Below are 19,094 nucleotides of genomic sequence, written 5' to 3'. Positions count from 1 at the left end.
CGCTCCGGCCGGTTCCCTCGTCCGGTCCCATGCTGGACCGGCTTCCGGGAACCTGCCGGAGCCTGTGGACTACCGGCCGGTTGTGGACAACCGCGCCACCGTCGCGAACTGCTCGCGCACCTCCTGGTACCGCAGCAGCTCCGCCGCGACCGGCTCCAGCACCCGGGCCCGGCCGCAGCCGGCGGCCGCCTGCCGCAGCCGCCGCTCGGCCTCCTGGCCGTACCGGCGCGCGGGGCCGCGCGCGGCGACGGTGCACATCCACTCGACCAGGGGACCCCCGACGATGCCGGCGACCATCAGCAGGACGGGGGGCATCAGCCGGGGTTCGAGCACCCCGGCGATCTGCCCCACCAGCCAGAGCCCGCCGTAGATCTGCAGCAGCGTCATGGACGCCTGGGCGAGCACCGCCGCCGGCCACCAGGCGGGCCGCGGCGGCTTGCCCGCGGGCACTCCGGCGGTGACCGCCAGCTCGTCCAGGGCCTCGGGCAGTTGCTCGGCGCCGCGCACGGCGGTCTCGCGCACGGCCAGCGCCCAGGGCTCGGGCAGTCCGGACGCCGCGTCGTCCGCGACGGTGCGGACGGCCTGTTCCACCCGCTGCCGGGCGGTGACCTCGTCCTCCGCGGGCTGTTCGGGCTCGGGGGCGGACCGGCGCAGCAGCTGCGGGGTGCGCTTGTCGTCGTACCAGCGCCACAGCCGCAGCCAGGGCGTGCCGCAGGCACGGCCCGCGTTGCGCCGCCAGGCGCGTTCGGCGGCGAGGCCGGCGGCGTGCGCGCCGACGGCCTCGGCGAGCCGGTCCTCGAACTCGGCGCGGCTGCGCTCGCTGATCTCGGGGTGCCCGTCGGCCACGTACAGCGGCCGCAGGCGGAGGGCGGCGCGGTCGACGTCGGCGGAGATCCGGCGGGTGGCGGCGCCGCGCTCCTGGGTGAACTGGCCCAGCAGTTCCCGCAGCTCGGGCACGCCCTCGCCGGTGAGGGCGGACAGGCCGAGGACGGTGGCGCCGGGCTCGCCGTGCTCGCCGAGCGCCATGCCGTCCTCGTCGAGGAGCCGGCGCAGGTCGTCGAGCACCAGGTCGGCGGCCTCGCCGGGCAGCCGGTCGATCTGGTTGAGGACGACGAAGGTGATCTCGGCGTGGCCCGACAGGGGCCGCAGGTAGCGCTCGTGGAGCACGGCGTCGGCGTACTTCTCGGGGTCGACGACCCAGATGACCGCGTCGACCAGGGCGAGGACCCGGTCGACGTGCTCGCGGTGGGTGGTGAGGGCCGAGTCGTGGTCGGGGAGGTCGATGAGGACCAGGCCGTTCATGGCCTCGTCGCGGTCGCCGCCGTCGCGCGGCCTGCGGCGGAGCCGGCCGGGGATCTCCAGGCGGTCGAGCAGCCCGGCCGCGCCGTCGGTCCAGCTGCACGCGATGGGCGCGGAGGTGGTGGGGCGGCGCAGCCCGGTCTCGGAGATCTGCACGCCGGCGAGGGCGTTGAAGAGGGTGGACTTGCCGCTGCCGGTGGCGCCGGCGATGGCGACGACGGTGTGCCGCGGGGAGAGCCCGCGGCGGGCGGCGGCCTCGTCGAGGACCCGGCCGGCCTCGGCGAGCGTCTTGCCGTCGAGCCGGGTGCGGGAGAGGCCGACGAGCTGCCGGAGGGCGTCGAGGCGTACCCGCAGGGCCTGGTTCTCGGCGCTGGGGGCGGGGACGGGCGCGGGGGCCGGGCTGCCGGCACCGGAGACGGCGCGGGCGAGGGCGCCGGTCTCGTCGGGGTCGCCGTCGAGATCCGCGCCGGGGGCGCCGTCCGCGTTCCCGTCCGCGCCCGTGGCGGCGCGGCGGGCGATCAGCCCGTCGTCCCAGCGGTCGTCGGTGCGGTCGGTCATGGCGGTCAACGCGTCACCTCTCCTTCTGCAGTACGGACAGCGCGGCGATCAGCTCGGCCTGGGGTTCCGGGGTCACTTCGAGGGCGTCGAGGAGGGCCAGCCTGCGGTCGCGTTCGGCCTGGAGGACCTTGTCGAGGTGGCTGCTGACGAGTTCGTTGCCGCGGTCGCGCAGGCGGACCGCGGCGTGTACGCCGATCCGCTGGGCCAGCCGGTCGCCGGCGGCCCGGGCCCGCTTGCCGCCGAGCAGCGCGGCCACGAGGAGTGCGGCCACGGCGTCGGGGTCGGGGGCGGACTGCTTGTCCATGAGGCCCACCTCCTCCTCGGCGAGCTCTTCGAGCACGCGGCGCCAGCGGCGTACCGCCACGCCGATCCGCTCGCCCGCCTCGTGGTCCGGGGTGGGCAGGGTGACGGCTCCGGAGGCGGGTTCGCGGCGCCAGGCCCCGGTGATGCGTTCGTCGGCGGCGGCGACGGCGCACTGGAGGAGGGCGGTCAGGCTCTCGCCGAGGGAGTCGAGGAGTTCGTCGGCGGTGGTGTCGAGGGGGTAGCCGCGCCAGCGGGTCAGGGCGTCGCCGGACAGGACGGCACCGCTCTGGAGCCGGGCGCGGACGCGCTTGCCCTCGCGCTGGAAGGCGTCCTCGACGGCGGTGGTGAGACGGACGGCGGCGGCGTGCTGGGCGGCGACGGCGGAGGCGAGTTCGGGCATCCGGCGGCCGAGGGAGTCGAGTACGCCGATGGCGGTGCGGCCCACGGCCTGCTGGCGGGCGGCGGGGTCCAGGGCGCGGTGGCTGAGCCAGTCGTAGAGGGGCGCGACGGCGCTGGCGGGCAGGAGTCCGCCGCCGCCCGCGGACTCGGGCAGTTCGGGGACGGTGAAGCGGGGCACGTCGCCGAGGCCGGCGCGGGTGAGCAGGGCACCGTACTGCCGCGAGACCTCGGCGAGGACCTGGTGGGGCACCCGGTCGAGGACGGTGATCAGGGTCGCGCGGTACTCCTTGGCGGTGCGCAGCAGGTACCAGGGGATGGCGTCGGCGTACCGGGAGGCGGTGGTGACCATGACCCAGACGTCGGCGGCGCAGATGAGTTCGGCGGCGAGGGTGCGGTTCTCGACGACGAGGGAGTCGATGTCGGGCGCGTCGAGGAGGGCCAGGCCGCGGGGCAGGCTGCTGACGGTCTCGATGCGCAGTTCGCGGCCGGTCTGCGGGGCGGGCTTGGGAGCCCGGAGGGCCTGGGGCTTCTCAGAGAGGGGGACGAGTTCCACCTCGTCCTGCGGCTGCCAGACGCGCATCAGGTCGGGCAGCACGCGCATGCCGGCGAACCAGTGGTGGTCGTCGGGGTGGCAGACCAGCACGGGGATGCGGGTGGTGGGGCGCAGCACGCCGGCCTCGCTGACCTGGCGGCCGACCAGGGAGTTGACGAGGGTGGACTTCCCGGCGCCGGTCGAGCCGCCGACGACCGCGAGCAGCGGGGCCTCGGGGGCCTTCAGCCGCGGTACGAGGTAGTCGTCGAGCTGCGCGAGCAGCTCGGCTCTGGTCTGGCGGGCGCGGGGCGCGCCCGGGAGGGGCAGCGGCAGACGCACGGAGGCGACCCGGTCGCGCAGGGCGGAGAGGGCATCGAGCAGCTGAGGCCGAACATCCAAGGTCACCACATGCGAAGAATGCCCGTTTTTGTTGTGTTTTTGAAGCTTATACGCCCTGCGCGCGCCGATCGCGACTCCGAGCGGACACGATGGACAGATGGGATGACTGGGGCGCAGGCATAACGAGTGCACAACACCCGGGGCGCGGCCGCGCAAAAGCGGTGCGAGAATCGCACCTGCCTGCGATTATCGGGACCGCTTCACCGAACCTCCACATCGTGGCACGCGAGTGAAGCAACCGGGACAAGGCAACCGGAGCCCTATCCTTGACCCGGCATGGACGCGGTCCCACCCCCACCCCGGGGCTCCTGGCCACCCACGGCCACCTTTCCGGCCCCCGTAGCTCAGTGGATAGAGCAGGCGCCTTCTAAGCGCTTGGCCGCAGGTTCGAGTCCTGCCGGGGGCGCTCCGCCCGTACGATTGTCAGCCCTCCCTCGCGGAGGGCTTTTCCGCAGGTCAGCGCACCGTAACCGGAGGCCGGTAACGGCGGCGTAAGACCGGCTGGGGACCTCACGTCGGGCCGGTCGGCCCCGACCAAGGCGACTCTCTCGTGAACGGAGACCGGCATCTCCGTGGGCATGACCGCCAACATCGGCTCCGTCAAGGAACGCCGGCCATCATCAAGCCTGACTCGTGGATCCGGCTGACCGAGGCCGGCGCGATGCGCCTCGAGCACGCGCTGGAGGACTGGCAGCAGGCCGTGGGCACCGGGCCGCGCGACGAGCCGCTCGGGAACTGGAACCACACCCGCGGCGTCGCCCGAATCGTGCGCACGTTTCACGAGCTGCTCGCCCTGCTGGTCTCCCTCTGGCTCGGCATCACCGCCCGCTGACACCAAGCGCACGAGGGCAGCACCGCGAGCGCAACGACCCCGCGCCCGAAGTCGTCGTCGAAGCTCTGAAGTTCGCGGCCGCCGCCGCGACGTTGGCCACAAGCTGCTCGCACACCCCGGTGCCCGGCGGGTGCGGCCCGATCAACCCCGGTAAGTGCGCGACCCACGGCGGAGGGAAGTAGGCTCCGGCCGCCATCGGCGAGAGGGTGAGGCCATGACGGCAGACGAGGCACGGAAGCTGCACGAGGCGATGAGCTGGTATGGCGTTCTCGGCACACCGGCCCCGGTGTCGCCGGCGGACCCGACCGGTGAGTGGGGCATCTACCGCGACGCCGCCGACGGCTCCCGGCTCGATGTCACAGAGGAGGCCCGGTCGGCGGTCGAGGCCGCGCGTCTGCGGCAGCCGCAACGGGGATTCGTCATCCCGCAGGCGGGCTGAACCCATCGAACGGGCCCCGGCCGGTGCTCTGGCCGGGGGCTACTCCTCTACCGGCTGTGCCAAGCAGTACGCCGATCGCGTCGGAGATCAGGACGAGCGTGTCGACATCAGCCTGACCAGCGCCCCCGGTCGGCTCGCCCCTGACGGGGCACCCGCGTGTCGGCGAAGCGTCCTGGTGGAGCCGGTGCTGCGCGCTGGGGCGGGCGGTCCCCGACCGGCCTGCCCGCCCCTTCCGAGCCCTCCTCGTGGAGGGCTTTCGTCATTCCTCCTGGTTGTCGCGGGCCAGGGTGAGGGCCACTTCCTGGAGGATCAGGTCGGTGCCGGGTTCGGCACCCGAGGCGTCGTGCGCCTCCGCCAGGGACTCGAAGGCCAGGATGAATCCGGTGACCAGGGCGCTGAGGGGGCCGGAGAGCTGGTCCAGGACCGCCATGCCGACCGCTTCCGCGCCCGCTTCGGCCGGGACGGTGAACTGCGTCGGGATCACCTCGCCCAGCAGTTCGGAGACAAGGCCCTCGTCCACGCCGCCGCGCAGCGCCGTCAGCGCCGCGATGGCCTTGAGCTTGATCTCGTTCTCGGTCATGGGGTCGAGCCTAGGTACCGGTTCGACCCGCGCGCCTCGGCGGCGCGCGGGACCGGGCGGGTTCAGGCCACGGCCGTGCCGTCGACCGCGGCCGAGAAGCCGAAGGCCTTGACGGCCTGGTAGTAGGTCCAGGCGGTGGAGTCGCAGGAGGCCTTCTTCACGGTGCCGTACTGGGCGCACACGCGCTTGAGGTCGGCGTAGAAGGCGTCGTCCAGGCGGGACTTGTTGGCGTCGAAGCTGCCGGCCGCCTTGTAGTTGCGGTAGCCGAAGTCGTGGCGCGCGCAGGCGGTCTGGAAGGGGAAGCCGAAGGGGTTGTCCGGCGAGGTGGTGCAGTAGTCCGTCGACCAGTCGAAGCCGTACGCGGACCAGGCGCCCTGGTTGCCCCGGGCGGACACCCAGGCGTTGTAGCTGGCGGCGCTGGTCTGGGTCCAGTTGCTCAGCACCTGGGGCTTGTCGGCGGGCGCCGCCGCGGCGGGACCCGCGAAGGCGACGATGCCGGTCATGGCGGCGGCGGCGAGCACGGTGGCGAGACGGGTGCGCATCGGAGTACCTCCGGGAAGTGGATCCGGTCGAGCCGGCCGGACCTCCCGGCGGCGGACTCCAGGGTTCTCGGAGGAACTATCGCCGCGCTTGCCTGGGTCTATACCACGTGGGACCGCTCAACGGAAAAGGCTATGAGCCTCTTTGACCGAATTTCAGCAGGGTTCACGGGTGGGCGGCGGTGGATCTACCCATCAGTAAGTGATCAGAATGTACGCGCACCGTGAGGTGCTGGCTGCAACAGGGGGATGGAGCCGAATGCATCAGGTCGTATTCAGACTATTGGGGCCGCTGGACGTCCAGATTGGCGGGAACAGCCTGCGCAAACTGGGGGGAGCCAGGCAGCGCACCGTTCTGACCATGCTTCTTCTTTCACCGGGCCGGGTGGTCTCGGTGGACACGTTGATCCACGCGGTGTGGCCCGGCGGAGCGCCGACCACGGCTCGAAACCAGATCGCCATCTGCGTCGCCGGACTCAGGAAGGTCTTCAAGGACGAGGCCGGGGTGAGTGACCTGATCGTCACCTCCCACCCGGGCTACACCCTGCACCCCGGCGAACACCGCATCGACATCGTCGAGTTCGAGGAACTCGTCGGCCGGGCCCGGGAGGTGGCGCGCGGCGGGCAGACCGCCGAGGCCTGCGCCGTCTTCTCCGAGGCGCTCTCCCTGTGGCGGGGGCGCGCGCTCGACGGGGTCACCGGGCCGCCCGTGGAACAGGAGGCCGCGCGGCTGGACGAACTCCGGCTCGACGTGCACGAGGAGAGCGCCGGGCTGCGCCTCCAGCTCGGCCGCCACCAGGCGCTGATCCCGGAACTCACCGCGCTGGTCGCCCAGCACCCTCTGCGCGAACAGGCCCGGGCGCACCTGATCCTGGCGCAGTACCGGTCCGGCCGCCGCGCGGACGCGCTGGCCGTCTTCCGGGAGGGCCGCAACCTGCTCGTCGATGAGCTCGGCATCGAGCCGGGCCCGGTGCTCCAGGGCCTGCACGACCTCGTGCTGCGCGACTCGCCCGAGCTGTCCCAGCCGCCCAGCGACCCGGCGCCGGCGCCCGCCACCAACGTGCCCGCCCAACTTCCGGTCGAATCGGCCTCCTTCACCGGCCGGCACAAGGAACTCAGGCAGCTCGACCGGATGCTGGACGAGCGCCTGGGCCAGTCGCCGCTGGCCATGGCCGCGATCAGCGGCATCGGCGGCGTGGGCAAGACGGCGCTGGCGGTCCACTGGGCCAACCAGATCGCCGCGCGCTTCCCGGACGGCCAGCTCTTCGCCGACCTGCGCGGGTACGACGAGAAGGACGAGCCGGTCACGCCGGCGACCACCCTCGACCGCTTCCTGCGCGCCCTCGGCGTGCCGGCCCCGCAGATCCCGTCCGACCCGCACGAGCGGGCCGCCCTCTACCGCAGCGTGCTGGGCGGCAAGCGGGTGCTGATCGTGCTGGACAACGCCCGGTCCTTCCAGCAGATCCGGCCCCTGCTGCCGGGCAACGGCCGCTGCTGCGTGGTCATCACCGGCCGCGACCTGATGGACGACCTGATCGGCGACTACGCCGTGCTCCAGATCGGCCTCAACACCATGGCCCCGGAGGAGGCCACGGCCCTGCTCGCCGAGATCGCCGGCGCGGACCGCATCGGCGCCAACCCGATCGCCACCGAGCGCCTCGGCATGCTCTGCGACCGCCTGCCGCTGGCCCTGCGCATCGCGGGCGCCCGGCTGGCCGCCAAGCCGCACTGGTCGGTGCGCAACCTGGTGTCCCGGCTGGAGGACCAGCGCCGCCGGCTCGACGAGCTGAGCCCGGGTGAGGGCGGGGTGCGGGCCGGCTTCCGGCTCAGCTACCGCGACCTGTCGTCCGACGCCCGCGAGCTGTACCGGCGCCTCGGACTGCTGACCGTGCCGGACTTCGCGGCCTGGGTGGGGGCGGCGCTGGTCGGCACCGACATCCTGGACGCCGAGAACCTCATCGAGCAGCTGGTCGACGCGCAGCTGCTGGAGGTCGCCCCGGGCTCGGGGCCGGTCACCCGCTACCGCTTCCAGGACCTGCTGCGGCTGTTCGCGTGGGAGTGCGCGCAGGCCGAGGAGAGCCCCGAGGCGCGCGGTACGGCGCTCAAGCGCGCGTACAGCGGCTGGCTCACCCTCGCCGACTGCGCGCGCAGGCGTACGTACGGCGGCTCCCACGCGGTCGGTTACGGCGAGGGCGTCGAGCGCCTGACCCTGCCGGACGAGCTGGTGGAGGAGCTGCTGGCCGACCCGATGGCGTGGTTCGAGTCCGAGCGGACGGCGCTGGCCGACGTGATCGACCAGGCGGCCGCGGCGGACGACTCCGCGTACGCCTGGGGCCTGACCGTCAACAGCACCACCCTCTTCGAGGCGCACAACTACCTGGAGGACTGGCGCTCCTGCGCCGAGCACGCCCTGGCCGCCGCGCAGCGGGTGGGCGACCGGCTCGGCGAGGCCACGATGCTCCGCTCCCTCGGCACGCTCGCCATCTACCAGCGACAGTACGAGGAGGCGCAGGGCTGGCTCGACCGCGCCCTGGCGCTCTTCGACGGGTCGGGCGAGGTGCACGGCCGGGCGGTGACCCTGCGGAACCTGGCGCTGTGCGCGCGCTTCTCCGGGGAGGTGGAACTGGCCCTGCGGATGGCCCGGGAGGCGCTGGAGGGCTTCCGAGCGGCCGAGGACGTCGCGGGCGAGTCGCACGTCCTGGGGCTGCTCGCCCAGCTGGAGCTGGAGCGGGGCGACATCCCGGCGGGGATCGCCCTGTGCACGGAGGCCATAGCGAAGAGCCGCGAGGCCGGGTCCGTGCGGGGCGAGACCCAGAACACCTACCGGCTGGCCGAGGCGCTGCTGCGGCGGGGCGATCCCGCGGGGGCGGAGGAGGCCTGCTTCACGGTGCTGGAGCTGACCCGCGAGGACGGCGACCGGCTCGGGGAGGCGCACGCGCTGCGCGGCATCGGCGAGGCGCGCTGGCGGCAGGGCGAGTGGGCGGAGGCCGACATGGTGCTGGAGCAGGCGCTGGAGGCGGCGAAGGAGGTCGGCGACCGCTTCCTGTACGCCCGGATCGAGCTGGACCTCGGCTGCGCGGCGGCCGTACGCGGCTCCGCCGGCGCGGAGGCCCCCCTCTCGGCCGCCGGGGACGCCTTCCGGGAGCTGGGGGCGAAGGTGTGGCTAGACCGCGCGCAGCGGGCGCAGGATTCCGTGGCCGCCGGGCAGGGCCGTGCCTTAGCTCCCGCCGTGCTGGTGGAGATCCTCGAAAGCCGTTAGGCCCGGCTCCCACAGGCCCCGGACGCGAAGGGATCCCGGCGCCCCCTGGGGGGCCGGGATCCCTTCGCGTCGTGTGAGGCAGGTCGTGCTCGGCGCGGTCAGGTCCAGGGGACCTCGCCGTCGGTGATCGCGTCGATCACGCCGACGGCCTCGCCGATCACCCCGCGGATCGGGCCCGTCCAGGGCACCTCGTCCTGCGTGGTCGACACCACGGCCGTGGACGGTGCCTCGCTCGCCGCCGCCTGACCCGCCGTGCCCATGGTCAGGGCGAAGCCCGCGACAACGGTGGCAAGAACGGCTGCGAAAGCGGTGCGGGTGCTGCGCATCGTGAACTCCTCGTCGATTCCGGTCTGCGTGACTGCCGCCGTCGTTCTGCGACGAGAAGAACGTTAGGAAGGAGCGCTATTGAGGCGATGTTGCTTTGATTTCTGTCAAGTTCTGTCAGGTGCGTGTGTCATGTTCCCCGGCGGAACCGCAGGTCAGCAGGGTTCTCGTCAGCTCCCCCAGGCGCCCAGGTGCGTCATCCGCTCCGCGACCCGGTCCGGAGTCGGAGCCTCCATCCGGTCGGCGATCCGCCCGTCCGCCAGGAAGACCACGGTGTCGGCGTACGAGGCGGCCACGGGGTCGTGGGTCACCATCACCACCGTCTGCCCGGTCTCGTCCACGCTCGTGCGCAGCAGAGCGAGGATCTCCTTCGCCGTGACGGTGTCCAGCGCGCCGGTCGGCTCGTCGCCGAAGATCACGTCCGGGCGGGTGATCAGCGCCCGCGCGATGGCCACGCGCTGCTGCTGCCCGCCGGACAGCTCGCCCGGCCGGTGCGAGGCGCGGCCGGCCAGCCCGACCCGGGTGAGCACCTCGTCCAGCCACGCCGGGTCCAGCCTCTCCTTCGCCAGCCGCATCGGCAGCTCGATGTTCTGCCGCACGGTCAGCGAGGCCACCAGGTTGAAGGCCTGGAAGACGAAGCCGATGCGCTTGCGGCGCAGCTTGGTCAGCTGCGTCTCGTTGAGGCCGTTCAGCTCCGTGCCGCCGATGTACGCGGACCCGGTGGTCGGCATGTCGAGGCCGGCCGCACAGTGCAGGAAGGTGGACTTGCCGGAGCCGGACGGTCCCATCACCGCGGTGAACGAGCCGCGGTCCACCGCCAGGGAGACCCCGTCCAGGGCCCGCACCTCGCTGCCGCCCCTGCCGTACACCTTGGTCACCGCGTCCAGGCGCAGCGCGTGCCCCCTCGTCTCTTCGCCGGTCTGGGGCGCTCGGCCGCTGGTCTCGGTCCTCATCGGCGAGGGGTCCTCTCACTGTGGGGGCGTGAACTGCCGGTTCCGCCCGCAGCCGGAACGGCCTCCCCAGAGTGCCTTCCACGACTCTGCTGGAGCTATTCCGCGCCGCCCCCCGGGCCGCAGTTCGGCCGGATCACCCCCGACCGGGGCCGAAATCGAAGCGAAATCCCGCCAATAGCCCCGACTCCTAGCTTCGTTGACTGAGCTCGCAGCACATCAACCAGATCAACGGGGTGACGTATGGACTTCCGAATCCTCGGCCCGGTCGAGGCACGACGCGGCAACACCCGGATCGCGCTGTCCGGTTCCAAGGTGCACACCGTGCTCGCGGCGCTGCTCCTGGCCCGCGGCCGCGTGGTCTCCGACGCACGGCTGAGCACCTTGCTGTGGGGCTGGGACCCTCCCGCCACGGCCGGCGCGCAGATCTACACGTACATGTCACGGCTGCGCAAGCACCTCGGCGAGGACGTGGAGATCATCCGGCAGCCGCCGGGCTACCTCTTCGCCGCCCACGGCAGCCGCATCGACCTCGACCGCTTCGAGCGGCTGGAGCGCGAGGGCCGAGCCTGCCTGGAGCGGGGCGAGTACGAGAAGGCCGGGGAGCTGCTGTGCCGGGCCCTGGAGCTGTGGCGCGGGCCGGCGCTCGCCAACGTCACCGAGTACATGCTGGAGGTGGAGCGCGAGCCGCTGGAGGAGGCCCGCAACCGGGCCCTGGAGTGCCGGATCGAGGCCGACCTGGCACTGGGCCGGCACGAGCGGATCACCGGCGAACTCACCGGGCTGGTGGCGCGGTTCCCCACCCGGGAGCGGCTGCGGGCCCAGCTCATGACGGCCCTCTACCGCTGCGGCCGCCAGGCGGACGCCCTGCACGCCTACCACGAGGGTCGCAAGGTGCTGGCGGAGCAGCTCGGCGTCGATCCGGGCACCGCGCTCGGGGACACGTACAAGGCGGTGCTCACCGGCGAGCTGGGGCTCGAATCCCCCGCGCCCATCACCGCGGGCACCCGGCGCACGGCGGTGACACCGGCGATGCTGCCGCCCGACACGGACGACTTCACCGGCCGGGACGCGGAACTCGCCACGCTCACCTCGATGATCGGCCCCGTCCCGGAGGACGGCACCTGGCGCCCCCGGCGGTTCCTGATCACCGGCATGGCCGGCATCGGCAAGACGGCGCTCGCGGTCCGCGCCGCCCACGTCTCCTCGGCCCTCTTCCCCGACGGCCAGCTGTACGCCGACCTGTGCGAGCCCGACGGCACCCCCCGCGACCCCTGCGCCGTGCTGGTCCGGCTGCTCCGCGCGCTGGGCGAGGACGACCTCGACGAGCCGGGCGACCAGGACGACCTGGAGGAGCTGGTACGCCGCTACCGCACCCGCACCGCGGGCCGGCGGCTGCTGATCCTGCTCGACAACGCGGTCGGGGACCTCCAGCTGGGCCCCCTCCTGCCGGGCAACCCGGACATCACCGTGCTGGTCACCTGCCGTACCCAGCTGGCCCGGGTGGCCGGCGCGTACACGGTGGCGCTGGGCCCGCTGGACGACGACTCCGCGCTGGAGCTGCTGGCGTCCGCCGCCGGCCGCTCGCGGATCACCGCCGACCCGGACGCCTCGGACGACCTGGTCGCGTACTGCGCGGGGCTGCCGCTCGCGCTGCGGATCACCGGCGCCCGGCTCGCCGCCCGCCCCCAGTGGCCGACGGCCCGGCTGGCCCGGCGGCTGGCCGATCCGGAGACCCGGCTGGCCGAGCTGGGGTACGGGGACCTGCGCGTCCGGGACGCGCTGCTGCCCTCCGTACGGCTGCTGGACCCGCGCGCGCAGACGGCGCTGGCCGGCCTGGCGGACCTGGGTCCCGAGCCGTTCTCCGCGCAGGCCATGGCCGAGGTGCTCGGCGTACCCGAGGACCTGGCGGAACGCGGTCTGGAGAGCCTGGTGGACGCCGCGCTGCTGGACATCAGCGGCGTCGACCGGGAGGGCCGGCCGCAGTACCGCTGCCACGAGCTGGTCTGGCTGTTCGCCGCCACGGAGTCCGGCGCCCTGGACACCGCGCCGGTGCACGCCCTCTGACCGTCCCGGCCCGGCCCCGACGACCGACGACCGACGACCGACCGATCACACCCCTCGCACCGAACCAAGGAGTACCCGTGAAGCCCACCCGCACCGCCACCGCCTGCGCCGCCGTCGTGGCGGCCGCCCTCTGCGGCTCTTTACTGACCGCCTGCTCCTCCGTGGGCCTCGGCGACGAGACCGCCACCCGCTCGTACACGGTGGCCGACAAGGTGACCGCGCTCTCGGTGGAGTCGCCCGGCGGCGACATCGAGGTGACCGGCGGCTCCGGCAGCGTCGTCAAGGTGACCGAGACCGTCACGTACAGCGGCAAGCGCCCGCGCACCGGCCAGACCGTCTCGGGCGGCGAGCTGAGCCTGAACGCGGGCCCGGACTGCGGCCCGGAGGACGACTCGGACTGCGTCATCAGCTACAAGGTCGAGGTGCCCAGCGGCCTTTCGGTGAAGCTGGTCGGCTTCGCCGGCGACATCACCGTGCGCAAGCTCACCGGTGACGTCGAGGCCCGCACCACCGGAGGCTCGGTCCACGCCGAGGGCCTGGCCGGCACCAAGCTGCTGGCCAAGGTCAGCGGCGGGGACGTGTCCGCCACGTTCGCGTCGGCCCCCAAGAGCGTGGAGGCCGGCACCGACGGCGGCGACGTGACGGTGAAGGTGCCGAACAGCGCCGCCTACGCGGTGGACGCCAGCGCCATCGGCGGCAGCGAGAAGGTGGACGTCCGCACCGACCCGGCCTCGGGCAACCGCATCAAGGTGTCCACGACCGGCGGCAGCGTCTCGGTCACCACGTGAGAACGCGGCGGGGGGACCGGGTCCGTGCGGACCTGGTCCCCCCGCCTCCGCGGCCCCGGGCCGCGGGATCACCAAGTGCTTCGGGTCCGGTGGAAGGGGAGGGCATGACGCTCGGAGGGCGGCGCGATGGTCTCCCGTACCACCGTCCAGACGTCCGAGACCACGCGCTCGCGGCCCGGGCGCGGGGACTGGGACAGCGCGTCGGCGGTGATCGCCCGCATGGCGGCGACCGCGGCGACCGCCCGGGTGGCGGCGGTGGGCTTCGAGGGCCGGGCCGCGCCGCGGCCGACGTCCATCCGGTGGCCCAGCTCCGCGGCCTCGACCCGCTCGGCCGCCGCCCGCACCCGGCTCACCGGCGCGGCGAACACGGCCGGGGAAAGCGGGTGTTCGTACACGTGCCGCACCCAGGCGGAGACGCGCTCGCGCTCCCGGTACTCCCAGCCGTCGGCCGCCGGGCCGGGGTCGGCCTGCTCGACCACGGTCTCCAGGAGCCGGTGGTAGTCGAGCCAGAGTTCGTCGTCCAGCGCCGGCAGTACGGTGTTCTCGGTGGCTTCCAGGGTCATGGTCGTGCCTCTCTCGTGGCGGGGATGGTGCTGCGGAAGTCGGAGCGGGTGCGCCGTGCGGAGCGTCGGGGTGCTGCCCGCGGTACGGGGCGGCGGCCGGCGGGAGGGCCGGGCGGGGCGGTACGGGCGGGCGGCGCGGGGCCGTCAGGCCGGCGGGTGGAGGACCACCGGGCCGGTCGCAGAGCGGTCCGGACGGGCCAGCGCCGCGGTGTACCCGGCGCCGACGTCCAGGTCGGACACCGACCACAGGGTGTTCGCCCCCTGGTGGCTGTGGCTGACGGTGACCGGGCCGTCGTCCTCCATGTGGACTTCCAGCGCGGTAAGTTCGGTGCCGATGAGACCCACGCCCACGGCCTTGACCACCGCCTCCTTCCGGGTCCAGCAGCGGTGGAAGGCCGCGTCGCGGTCCGCGCCCGGCGCCAGCCCGGCCAGCACCCGGCGCTCGGACTCCGAGAGGACCAGCTCGGCGAGGGTGTCGGCGCGGACGTCGCGCCGCGCCTCCACGTCCACCCCGACCCAGGTCCCGGCCCGGACGGCCAGGACGCCCAGGCCGTCGGTGCGGGAGAGGCTGACCGCCAGTGGCACCACCGGGCGCAGCACGCTCGGCGGGCCGTGCGAGCCGTCCCCGCAGCCGGGGCAGACCCGGCGGCCCAGGTCGACCTCGGCGGCCGGCACGCCCAGCAGGCCGGCGAGGGCCCGTCGGGCGGAGGCGTGGGCCCGGACGAAGCCGGCGGCGTCGCGTTCCGCGTGGAACCTCAGCGCCCTCTCGTACTCGGCGGTGTTCAGCAGCGCCAGGTCGTCGGGGTCCGTGCGGGCGGGCAGGTCCCACCACCACACGTGGACCTCGCCCGAGGCCCGCAGGGCGCGTACGGCCTGCTCGGCATCGGCGCGGAGGGCGGGGTCCAGGGTCAGGCTGCCCGGCGAACCGTGCGGTACGGGCATGGCATCTCCTTTCTTGCTGCGTCTCTTCATGAGCGCATGTCGGGCATGCAGTGAGCTATACGGCCGTGGGCCGTGGGCCTATCCGGCCGGGAGCAGAGCGGCGGTGACCATCCGGAGCACCGCCGCCCGGTGCTGTTCCAGGTAGAAGTGACCGCCGGAGAAGACCCGGTGGGTGAATCCGCCCGTGGTCAGTGCGCCCCAGCCGAGCACGTCCTCGGGCGGCAGCAGCGGGTCCGCGTCGCCGGTGAGTGCGGTGATCGGGGCGCGTACGGTGCCCAGTTCGGCCTGGGTCGGCCGGTACCGGGCGTTGAGCCGGTAGTCGGCGCGCAGGGCCGGCAGGAGCAGCGCGGCCAGTTCCGGATCGTCGAGGATCCCGGCGTGCGGCGCGTCCAGCCGGCGTACCTCCGCGGCCAGTTCGGCGTCGGTCCAGCCCGTCAGATCGACGGGGTCCGAGGCGTACGCGGCGGCCGCGCCGGAGACGAAGATCCGCTCCGGGCTGACGCCGAACCGCTCCTCCAGACGCCGGGTCACCTCGTAGGCCACGTCGGAGCCGAGGCTGTGGCCGAAGAAGGCGAGCGGCGCCCCCAGGTAGGGGCGGAGGGCGGCGGTGAGCCGGTCGGCGAGTTCCGCCATGTGCTCGACCGGGGGTTCGTGGAAGCGGTCCTGGCGGCCCGGGTAGCGGGCGGCGAGCACCTCGATCCCGGCGGGCAGCCCGTCCGGCCACTCCCGGTAGAGGCTGGCCGCGCCGCCAGCGTGCGGGAAGCAGACCAGGCGGACGCGGGGCACCGCGGTGCGGGGCTGTCTGCGGAACCAGCGGCCGGCGTCGTCCGCCGGTGCCGGGGGCGCGAGGAGCGCGCCCTGGGTGGCGGGGGGCATCGTGTCTGTGCTCCGATCTGGTCGGTCGGGCCGGTCTGGTTGGTCGGGCCGGTCTGTTCGGTCGAGTCGGTCGGCCCGTCGGGCCGGCTAGTCGGTCATGGCGACGAGGACGCGGCGCGGGCCGGTGAAGGGGCGGCGGCCGTGGCCCACGGCCACGTTGTCGATGACCATCAGGTCGCCGGTGTGCCAGTCCACGTCCACCGCGTTGTCGAGGCCCCGGTCGCGGACCTGGACCACGTACGCGTCCGGGATCGGCGAGCCGTCCGCGAAGGTCACGTACTGCGGCAGCTCGTCGGTGGGCAGCAGCTGCGCCAGGGCGGCGGCGGTCTCGTCGCCGAGGGAGGCCGGGTGCCACTGGTCGGCCTGGTTGAACCAGACCTCCTCGCCGGTCACCGGGTGGCGGACGGTGGCCGGGCGCAGCAGGCTGACGCGCAGCCCGCCGTCGGGCCGCCACTCCCAGTCGGCGCCGGTGCCGCGCAGGTACTCCTCGACCTCGGCGCGGTCGCGCGTCTCGAAGGTGTCCTGCCAGCTCTTGCCCAGGCCCATGCCGTCGTGGAGGTTCTGGGTGTAGCGGACGCCGGCGCCGAAGGCCTCCCGGACCTCGGGGTCGAGCGAGGCGAGCCAGCGGGTGCCGTCCACGACGGGGGTGGCGCCGCCGGTCTCGGGGGCCTGCTGGCAGAAGAAGGCGAGCCGGGAGGGCCAGCTCTCGGCGTACGACAGCTCGTTGTGCATGGAGATGGTGAACTCGGCCGGGTACTCGGTCGAGGTGTAGACGTTGTCCCCGACCTTGGTGCGCGGGGAGTTGCCGTGGACGTACGCCAGCCGGTTGCGCAGCAGCAGGTCGAGCACCGGGCCGAGCGTGTCCGGGGTGAGGTGGAAGCCGCGGAAGACCAGGGCCTTCTGCTCGGTGAGCAGCCGGTCGGCGAGCGCGGTGTCCGCCAGGTGGGCGGCCAGGCCCTCGGGGGTGGCCGGGGTGCCGGTGTCGGCGGGGCGGATCTCGTAGGGGGTCCAGGTGGTCACGGTGGTGTTCATGCGGGCTGGTTCGCTTCCTGTGTGGTGGTGGCGGGGGCGTCTCCGGGGGCGGGCCGGCGCATCGACTCGGGGTAGTCGGTGTGCGGCAGCAGGAGGGAGAGCAGGGCGAGGGCGGCCATCGCGGCGGCGATCCCGTAGACGGTCGGGGTGGCGCCGAAGGCCTCCAGGGCGAATCCGCCGCCGAGCATGCCCAGGGACGCGGCGCCGGAGCCGATCAGGCCCATCGCCCCGCCGACGCGGCCCTGGAGCCGGTCGGGGGTGATGCCGACCTGGTAGACGCCGCCGGCGACGTTGGTGACGCTGCCGATCATCGCGGCGACCAGGAAGATCGCGCCCAGCAGCACCGGGTGGCCGGTGAGGGCGACCAGGGGCATCAGCAGGGCCCAGCCGACCGAGCCGCCGACGAGCAGGCCGCGCAGGCTGGTCCGGCGCATCCAGAAGGTGCCGGTGAGGGCGCCGAACATGCCGCCCACGCCGCTGACCGCGGTGATGACGCCGATGCTCGCGGCCGAGCCGCCGGCCTCCTTGACGATGACGATGAGGGCCAGGGAGAGGGCCTGGAAGAGCAGGTTGCTGCCGCTGATCAGCAGCATCCCGAAGCGCAGGAAGCGCTGCCGCCAGGTCCAGGCGAGGCCCTCGCGGAGTTCCGCGGTGACGCTCGCGGGGGCCGCGGTGCGCTCGTCCTGGAAGTCCTTGCGGATGAGCAGCAGGGAGACCAGCGAGACCGCGTGGGCGACCGCGGAGAAGAGGAAGGGCGAGGAGCGGGCGACGGTGTAGAGGACGCTGCCCGCGGGCAGGCCCAGCAGACCGGCGGCCTGGCCGCGCGCCTCGTTGCCCGCCATGGCGGCCGGCAGCTGGTGCTCGGGCACCACGTGGCGTACGGCGGCCCGCTCGGCCAGCCGGTAGAAGATCGCCAGGCTGCCCTGGACGAAGGCGGCGGCCATGAGCAGGGGGATCCAGACGTGTCCGGCCAGGACGGACGCGCCGACCGCGGCCGCCGCGAGGAGGCAGCCGAGGTCGCAGAGGATCATCGTGCGCCGCCGGTCCCAGCGGTCGACGAGGGCGCCGGCGTGCAGCTGCACCACCAGGTTGGGCAGGGCGGCGGCGAAGCCGACCAGGCCGGCCGCGCTCGCGGAGCCGGTGGCCCAGATGACCAGCAGCGGGTAGGCGATGGAGCTGACCCGGGCGCCGAGCGCGGTGGCACCGGCGCCGACCCAGAGGAGGACGAAGTCCCGGTTGCGCCGCAGGGACGGGCCCTCCGGCGCGGCCTTTCCGGCCGGTCCGGACCCGGCGGGTGCCGCGGGGGCGGTCCCGGGGGCGGCTTGCGTCGTCGCCCGCGTCGTCTCGGGGGCGGTCCCGGGCGTCGTCTCGGGGGTGGTCTCGATGGCGGTCATGCCGGCCGTCCTTCCGGGGTGGGTCCGGTCAGCGCGCCGTGCCTGATCCACTCCAGGACGGCCATGGCGCTGTGCATCTTGTTCTCGGCCTGGTCGAAGGCGATGCTCGCCGGGCCGTCCAGCACCTCGGCCGTGACCTCCTCGCCGCGGTGCGCGGGCAGGTCGTGCAGGAACGCGGCCTTGGGGTTGGCCCGCCACAGTCCGGCGGTCACCTGGAACGGGGCGAAGACCTGCCGCCAGTCCGGGTCCGGCTTGCTGGTCCCGGTGGTCTGCCAGCGGGTGGTGTAGATCGCGTCGGCGTCCTCGGGCAGGCCCTCCATGTGGTGGGCCTCTGCGACGTACGAGCCGTTGCGCGCGGCCTGAGCCGTTGCCCGCGCCAGGATGGCCGGGTCCACGCCGTAGCCGGGCGGGGTGCGCAGCTCCAGCCGGGTGCCGGGGTAGCGGCTGAGCGCCAGCGCCAGGGCGGAGGCGGTGTTGTTGCCCTCCCCCACGTACAGCACGCTCAGGCCCTCGATGCGGCCGAACCGCAGCTGGAGGGTGGTGAGGTCGGTGAGGCCCTGGGTGGGGTGCTCGGCGGCGCTCATGGCGTTGACCACGGGAAGCCGGCCGCCGCCGGAGAGGCCGCGCAGTTCCTCGTCGGGGCCGGCGGTGCGGGCCACCAGGACGTCGAGCATGCGGGCCATGACCCGCCCGGTGTCCTCGACCGTCTCGCCGGTGTTGACCTGGAGGTCGCCGGGTCCGTAGGTGACGGTCCGGGCGCCGAGCCGGAGGGCCCCGGCGGAGAAGGCGGTCCTGGTGCGGGTGGAGGTCTTCTTGAAGTAGACGCCGGCGACCCAGCCGGCCAGGGGGCGCTCGTCGGCGCCGGCGCCGGAGGCGAAGTGGGCGCCGCGGGCGACGATGGAGTGCAGGTCCTCGTCGGTCAGTCCGTCGATCGAGAGCAGCTGCCGGGTGTGCGGTGACGGCCGTGCCATCGGGGGCTCCTTCCGGGGTGGTCGGGGTGGGGGCGGCGCGCCCGTGGG

At 73.9% G+C, this 19,094-nt stretch carries 17 protein-coding genes and 1 tRNA gene; 6 read left to right on the top strand and 12 right to left on the bottom strand.

The genetic code is table 11. The features are described from left to right. Positions 1-69: 69 nt before the first annotated feature. Together ACIF6F_RS25015 and ACIF6F_RS25010 are read right to left on the bottom strand one after the other, a co-directional pair. Positions 70-1,857, bottom strand: coding sequence for a GTPase (locus ACIF6F_RS25015; protein WP_399950804.1), 1,788 nt, complete (start codon positions 1,855-1,857; stop codon positions 70-72). A 13-nt stretch (positions 1,858-1,870) separates the two neighbouring features. Continuing rightward, on the bottom strand, positions 1,871-3,490 hold the full coding sequence (locus ACIF6F_RS25010) for a dynamin family protein (protein ID WP_399950539.1): 1,620 nt from the start codon (positions 3,488-3,490) through the stop codon (positions 1,871-1,873). Between the two features lie 333 nt (positions 3,491-3,823). Between ACIF6F_RS25010 and ACIF6F_RS25005 the strand changes: the two genes are divergently transcribed. The 3 genes from ACIF6F_RS25005 (at position 3,824) to ACIF6F_RS24995 (ending at position 4,761) form a co-directional block, all read left to right on the top strand. Further along, a tRNA-Arg gene (locus ACIF6F_RS25005) sits at positions 3,824-3,896 on the top strand. A 255-nt stretch (positions 3,897-4,151) separates the two neighbouring features. Then, positions 4,152-4,322, top strand: a complete 171-nt coding sequence (locus ACIF6F_RS25000; protein ID WP_399950536.1) for a hypothetical protein — start codon at positions 4,152-4,154, stop codon at positions 4,320-4,322. Between the two features lie 214 nt (positions 4,323-4,536). Beyond that, on the top strand, positions 4,537-4,761 hold the full coding sequence (locus ACIF6F_RS24995) for a hypothetical protein (RefSeq protein WP_399950532.1): 225 nt from the start codon (positions 4,537-4,539) through the stop codon (positions 4,759-4,761). Between the two features lie 259 nt (positions 4,762-5,020). Here ACIF6F_RS24995 and ACIF6F_RS24990 read toward each other — a convergent pair whose 3' ends face one another. After that, positions 5,021-5,341, bottom strand: a complete 321-nt coding sequence (locus ACIF6F_RS24990; RefSeq protein WP_399950529.1) for a hypothetical protein — start codon at positions 5,339-5,341, stop codon at positions 5,021-5,023. Positions 5,342-5,403: 62 nt separating this feature from the next. After that, positions 5,404-5,883, bottom strand: coding sequence for a phospholipase (locus ACIF6F_RS24985; RefSeq protein ID WP_399950526.1), 480 nt, complete (start codon positions 5,881-5,883; stop codon positions 5,404-5,406). Between the two features lie 256 nt (positions 5,884-6,139). Here ACIF6F_RS24985 and ACIF6F_RS24980 point away from each other — a divergent pair, with 256 nt between their 5' ends. Continuing rightward, positions 6,140-9,139 carry a BTAD domain-containing putative transcriptional regulator gene (locus tag ACIF6F_RS24980; RefSeq protein WP_399950523.1) on the top strand — a complete coding sequence of 1,000 codons (3,000 nt, stop codon included), beginning with the start codon at positions 6,140-6,142 and terminating at the stop codon, positions 9,137-9,139. Between the two features lie 98 nt (positions 9,140-9,237). Here ACIF6F_RS24980 and ACIF6F_RS24975 read toward each other — a convergent pair whose 3' ends face one another. Beyond that, positions 9,238-9,465, bottom strand: coding sequence for a hypothetical protein (locus ACIF6F_RS24975; RefSeq protein WP_399950520.1), 228 nt, complete (start codon positions 9,463-9,465; stop codon positions 9,238-9,240). A 168-nt stretch (positions 9,466-9,633) separates the two neighbouring features. After that, positions 9,634-10,416, bottom strand: a complete 783-nt coding sequence (locus ACIF6F_RS24970; protein ID WP_399950518.1) for an ABC transporter ATP-binding protein — start codon at positions 10,414-10,416, stop codon at positions 9,634-9,636. A 240-nt stretch (positions 10,417-10,656) separates the two neighbouring features. On the opposite strand from ACIF6F_RS24970, the gene ACIF6F_RS24965 reads away from it, so the two are divergent. Both ACIF6F_RS24965 and ACIF6F_RS24960 read left to right on the top strand, forming a co-directional pair. Beyond that, positions 10,657-12,480, top strand: coding sequence for a BTAD domain-containing putative transcriptional regulator (locus ACIF6F_RS24965; RefSeq protein WP_399950515.1), 1,824 nt, complete (start codon positions 10,657-10,659; stop codon positions 12,478-12,480). A gap of 77 nt (positions 12,481-12,557) precedes the next feature. Next, positions 12,558-13,268: a DUF4097 family beta strand repeat-containing protein gene (locus ACIF6F_RS24960; protein WP_399950512.1), complete on the top strand. Its 711-nt coding sequence runs from the start codon at positions 12,558-12,560 to the stop codon at positions 13,266-13,268. Positions 13,269-13,336: 68 nt separating this feature from the next. Here the strand turns inward: ACIF6F_RS24960 and ACIF6F_RS24955 are convergent, their stop codons facing one another. The 6 genes from ACIF6F_RS24955 to ACIF6F_RS24930 form a co-directional block, all read right to left on the bottom strand. Further along, on the bottom strand, positions 13,337-13,831 hold the full coding sequence (locus ACIF6F_RS24955) for a hypothetical protein (RefSeq protein WP_399950509.1): 495 nt from the start codon (positions 13,829-13,831) through the stop codon (positions 13,337-13,339). A 144-nt stretch (positions 13,832-13,975) separates the two neighbouring features. Continuing rightward, a complete protein-coding gene (locus tag ACIF6F_RS24950) occupies positions 13,976-14,773 on the bottom strand; it encodes a 4'-phosphopantetheinyl transferase family protein (protein WP_399950506.1) in 798 nt (265 codons plus the stop codon). Between the two features lie 78 nt (positions 14,774-14,851). Further along, entirely contained in the window at positions 14,852-15,649 is a 798-nt protein-coding gene (locus ACIF6F_RS24945; RefSeq protein ID WP_399950503.1) for a thioesterase II family protein, read from the bottom strand. Positions 15,650-15,736: 87 nt separating this feature from the next. Next, positions 15,737-16,681: a TauD/TfdA family dioxygenase gene (locus ACIF6F_RS24940; RefSeq protein ID WP_399950500.1), complete on the bottom strand. Its 945-nt coding sequence runs from the start codon at positions 16,679-16,681 to the stop codon at positions 15,737-15,739. Next, complete coding sequence (locus ACIF6F_RS24935; RefSeq protein ID WP_399950497.1) at positions 16,678-18,075, bottom strand: MFS transporter; 1,398 nt, start codon at positions 18,073-18,075, stop codon at positions 16,678-16,680. The genes ACIF6F_RS24940 and ACIF6F_RS24935 overlap by 4 nt, the downstream gene beginning before the upstream one ends. Next, positions 18,072-19,046, bottom strand: coding sequence for an ornithine carbamoyltransferase (locus tag ACIF6F_RS24930; RefSeq protein WP_399950494.1), 975 nt, complete (start codon positions 19,044-19,046; stop codon positions 18,072-18,074). Before ACIF6F_RS24930 ends, ACIF6F_RS24935 begins: the two co-directional genes overlap by 4 nt. Positions 19,047-19,094: the final 48 nt, after the last annotated feature.

Source organism: Streptomyces sp. NPDC086023, assembly GCF_044540325.1.
Lineage (GTDB): Bacteria > Actinomycetota > Actinomycetes > Streptomycetales > Streptomycetaceae > Streptomyces.
This window is presented reverse-complemented; position numbering and strand designations above follow the sequence as displayed.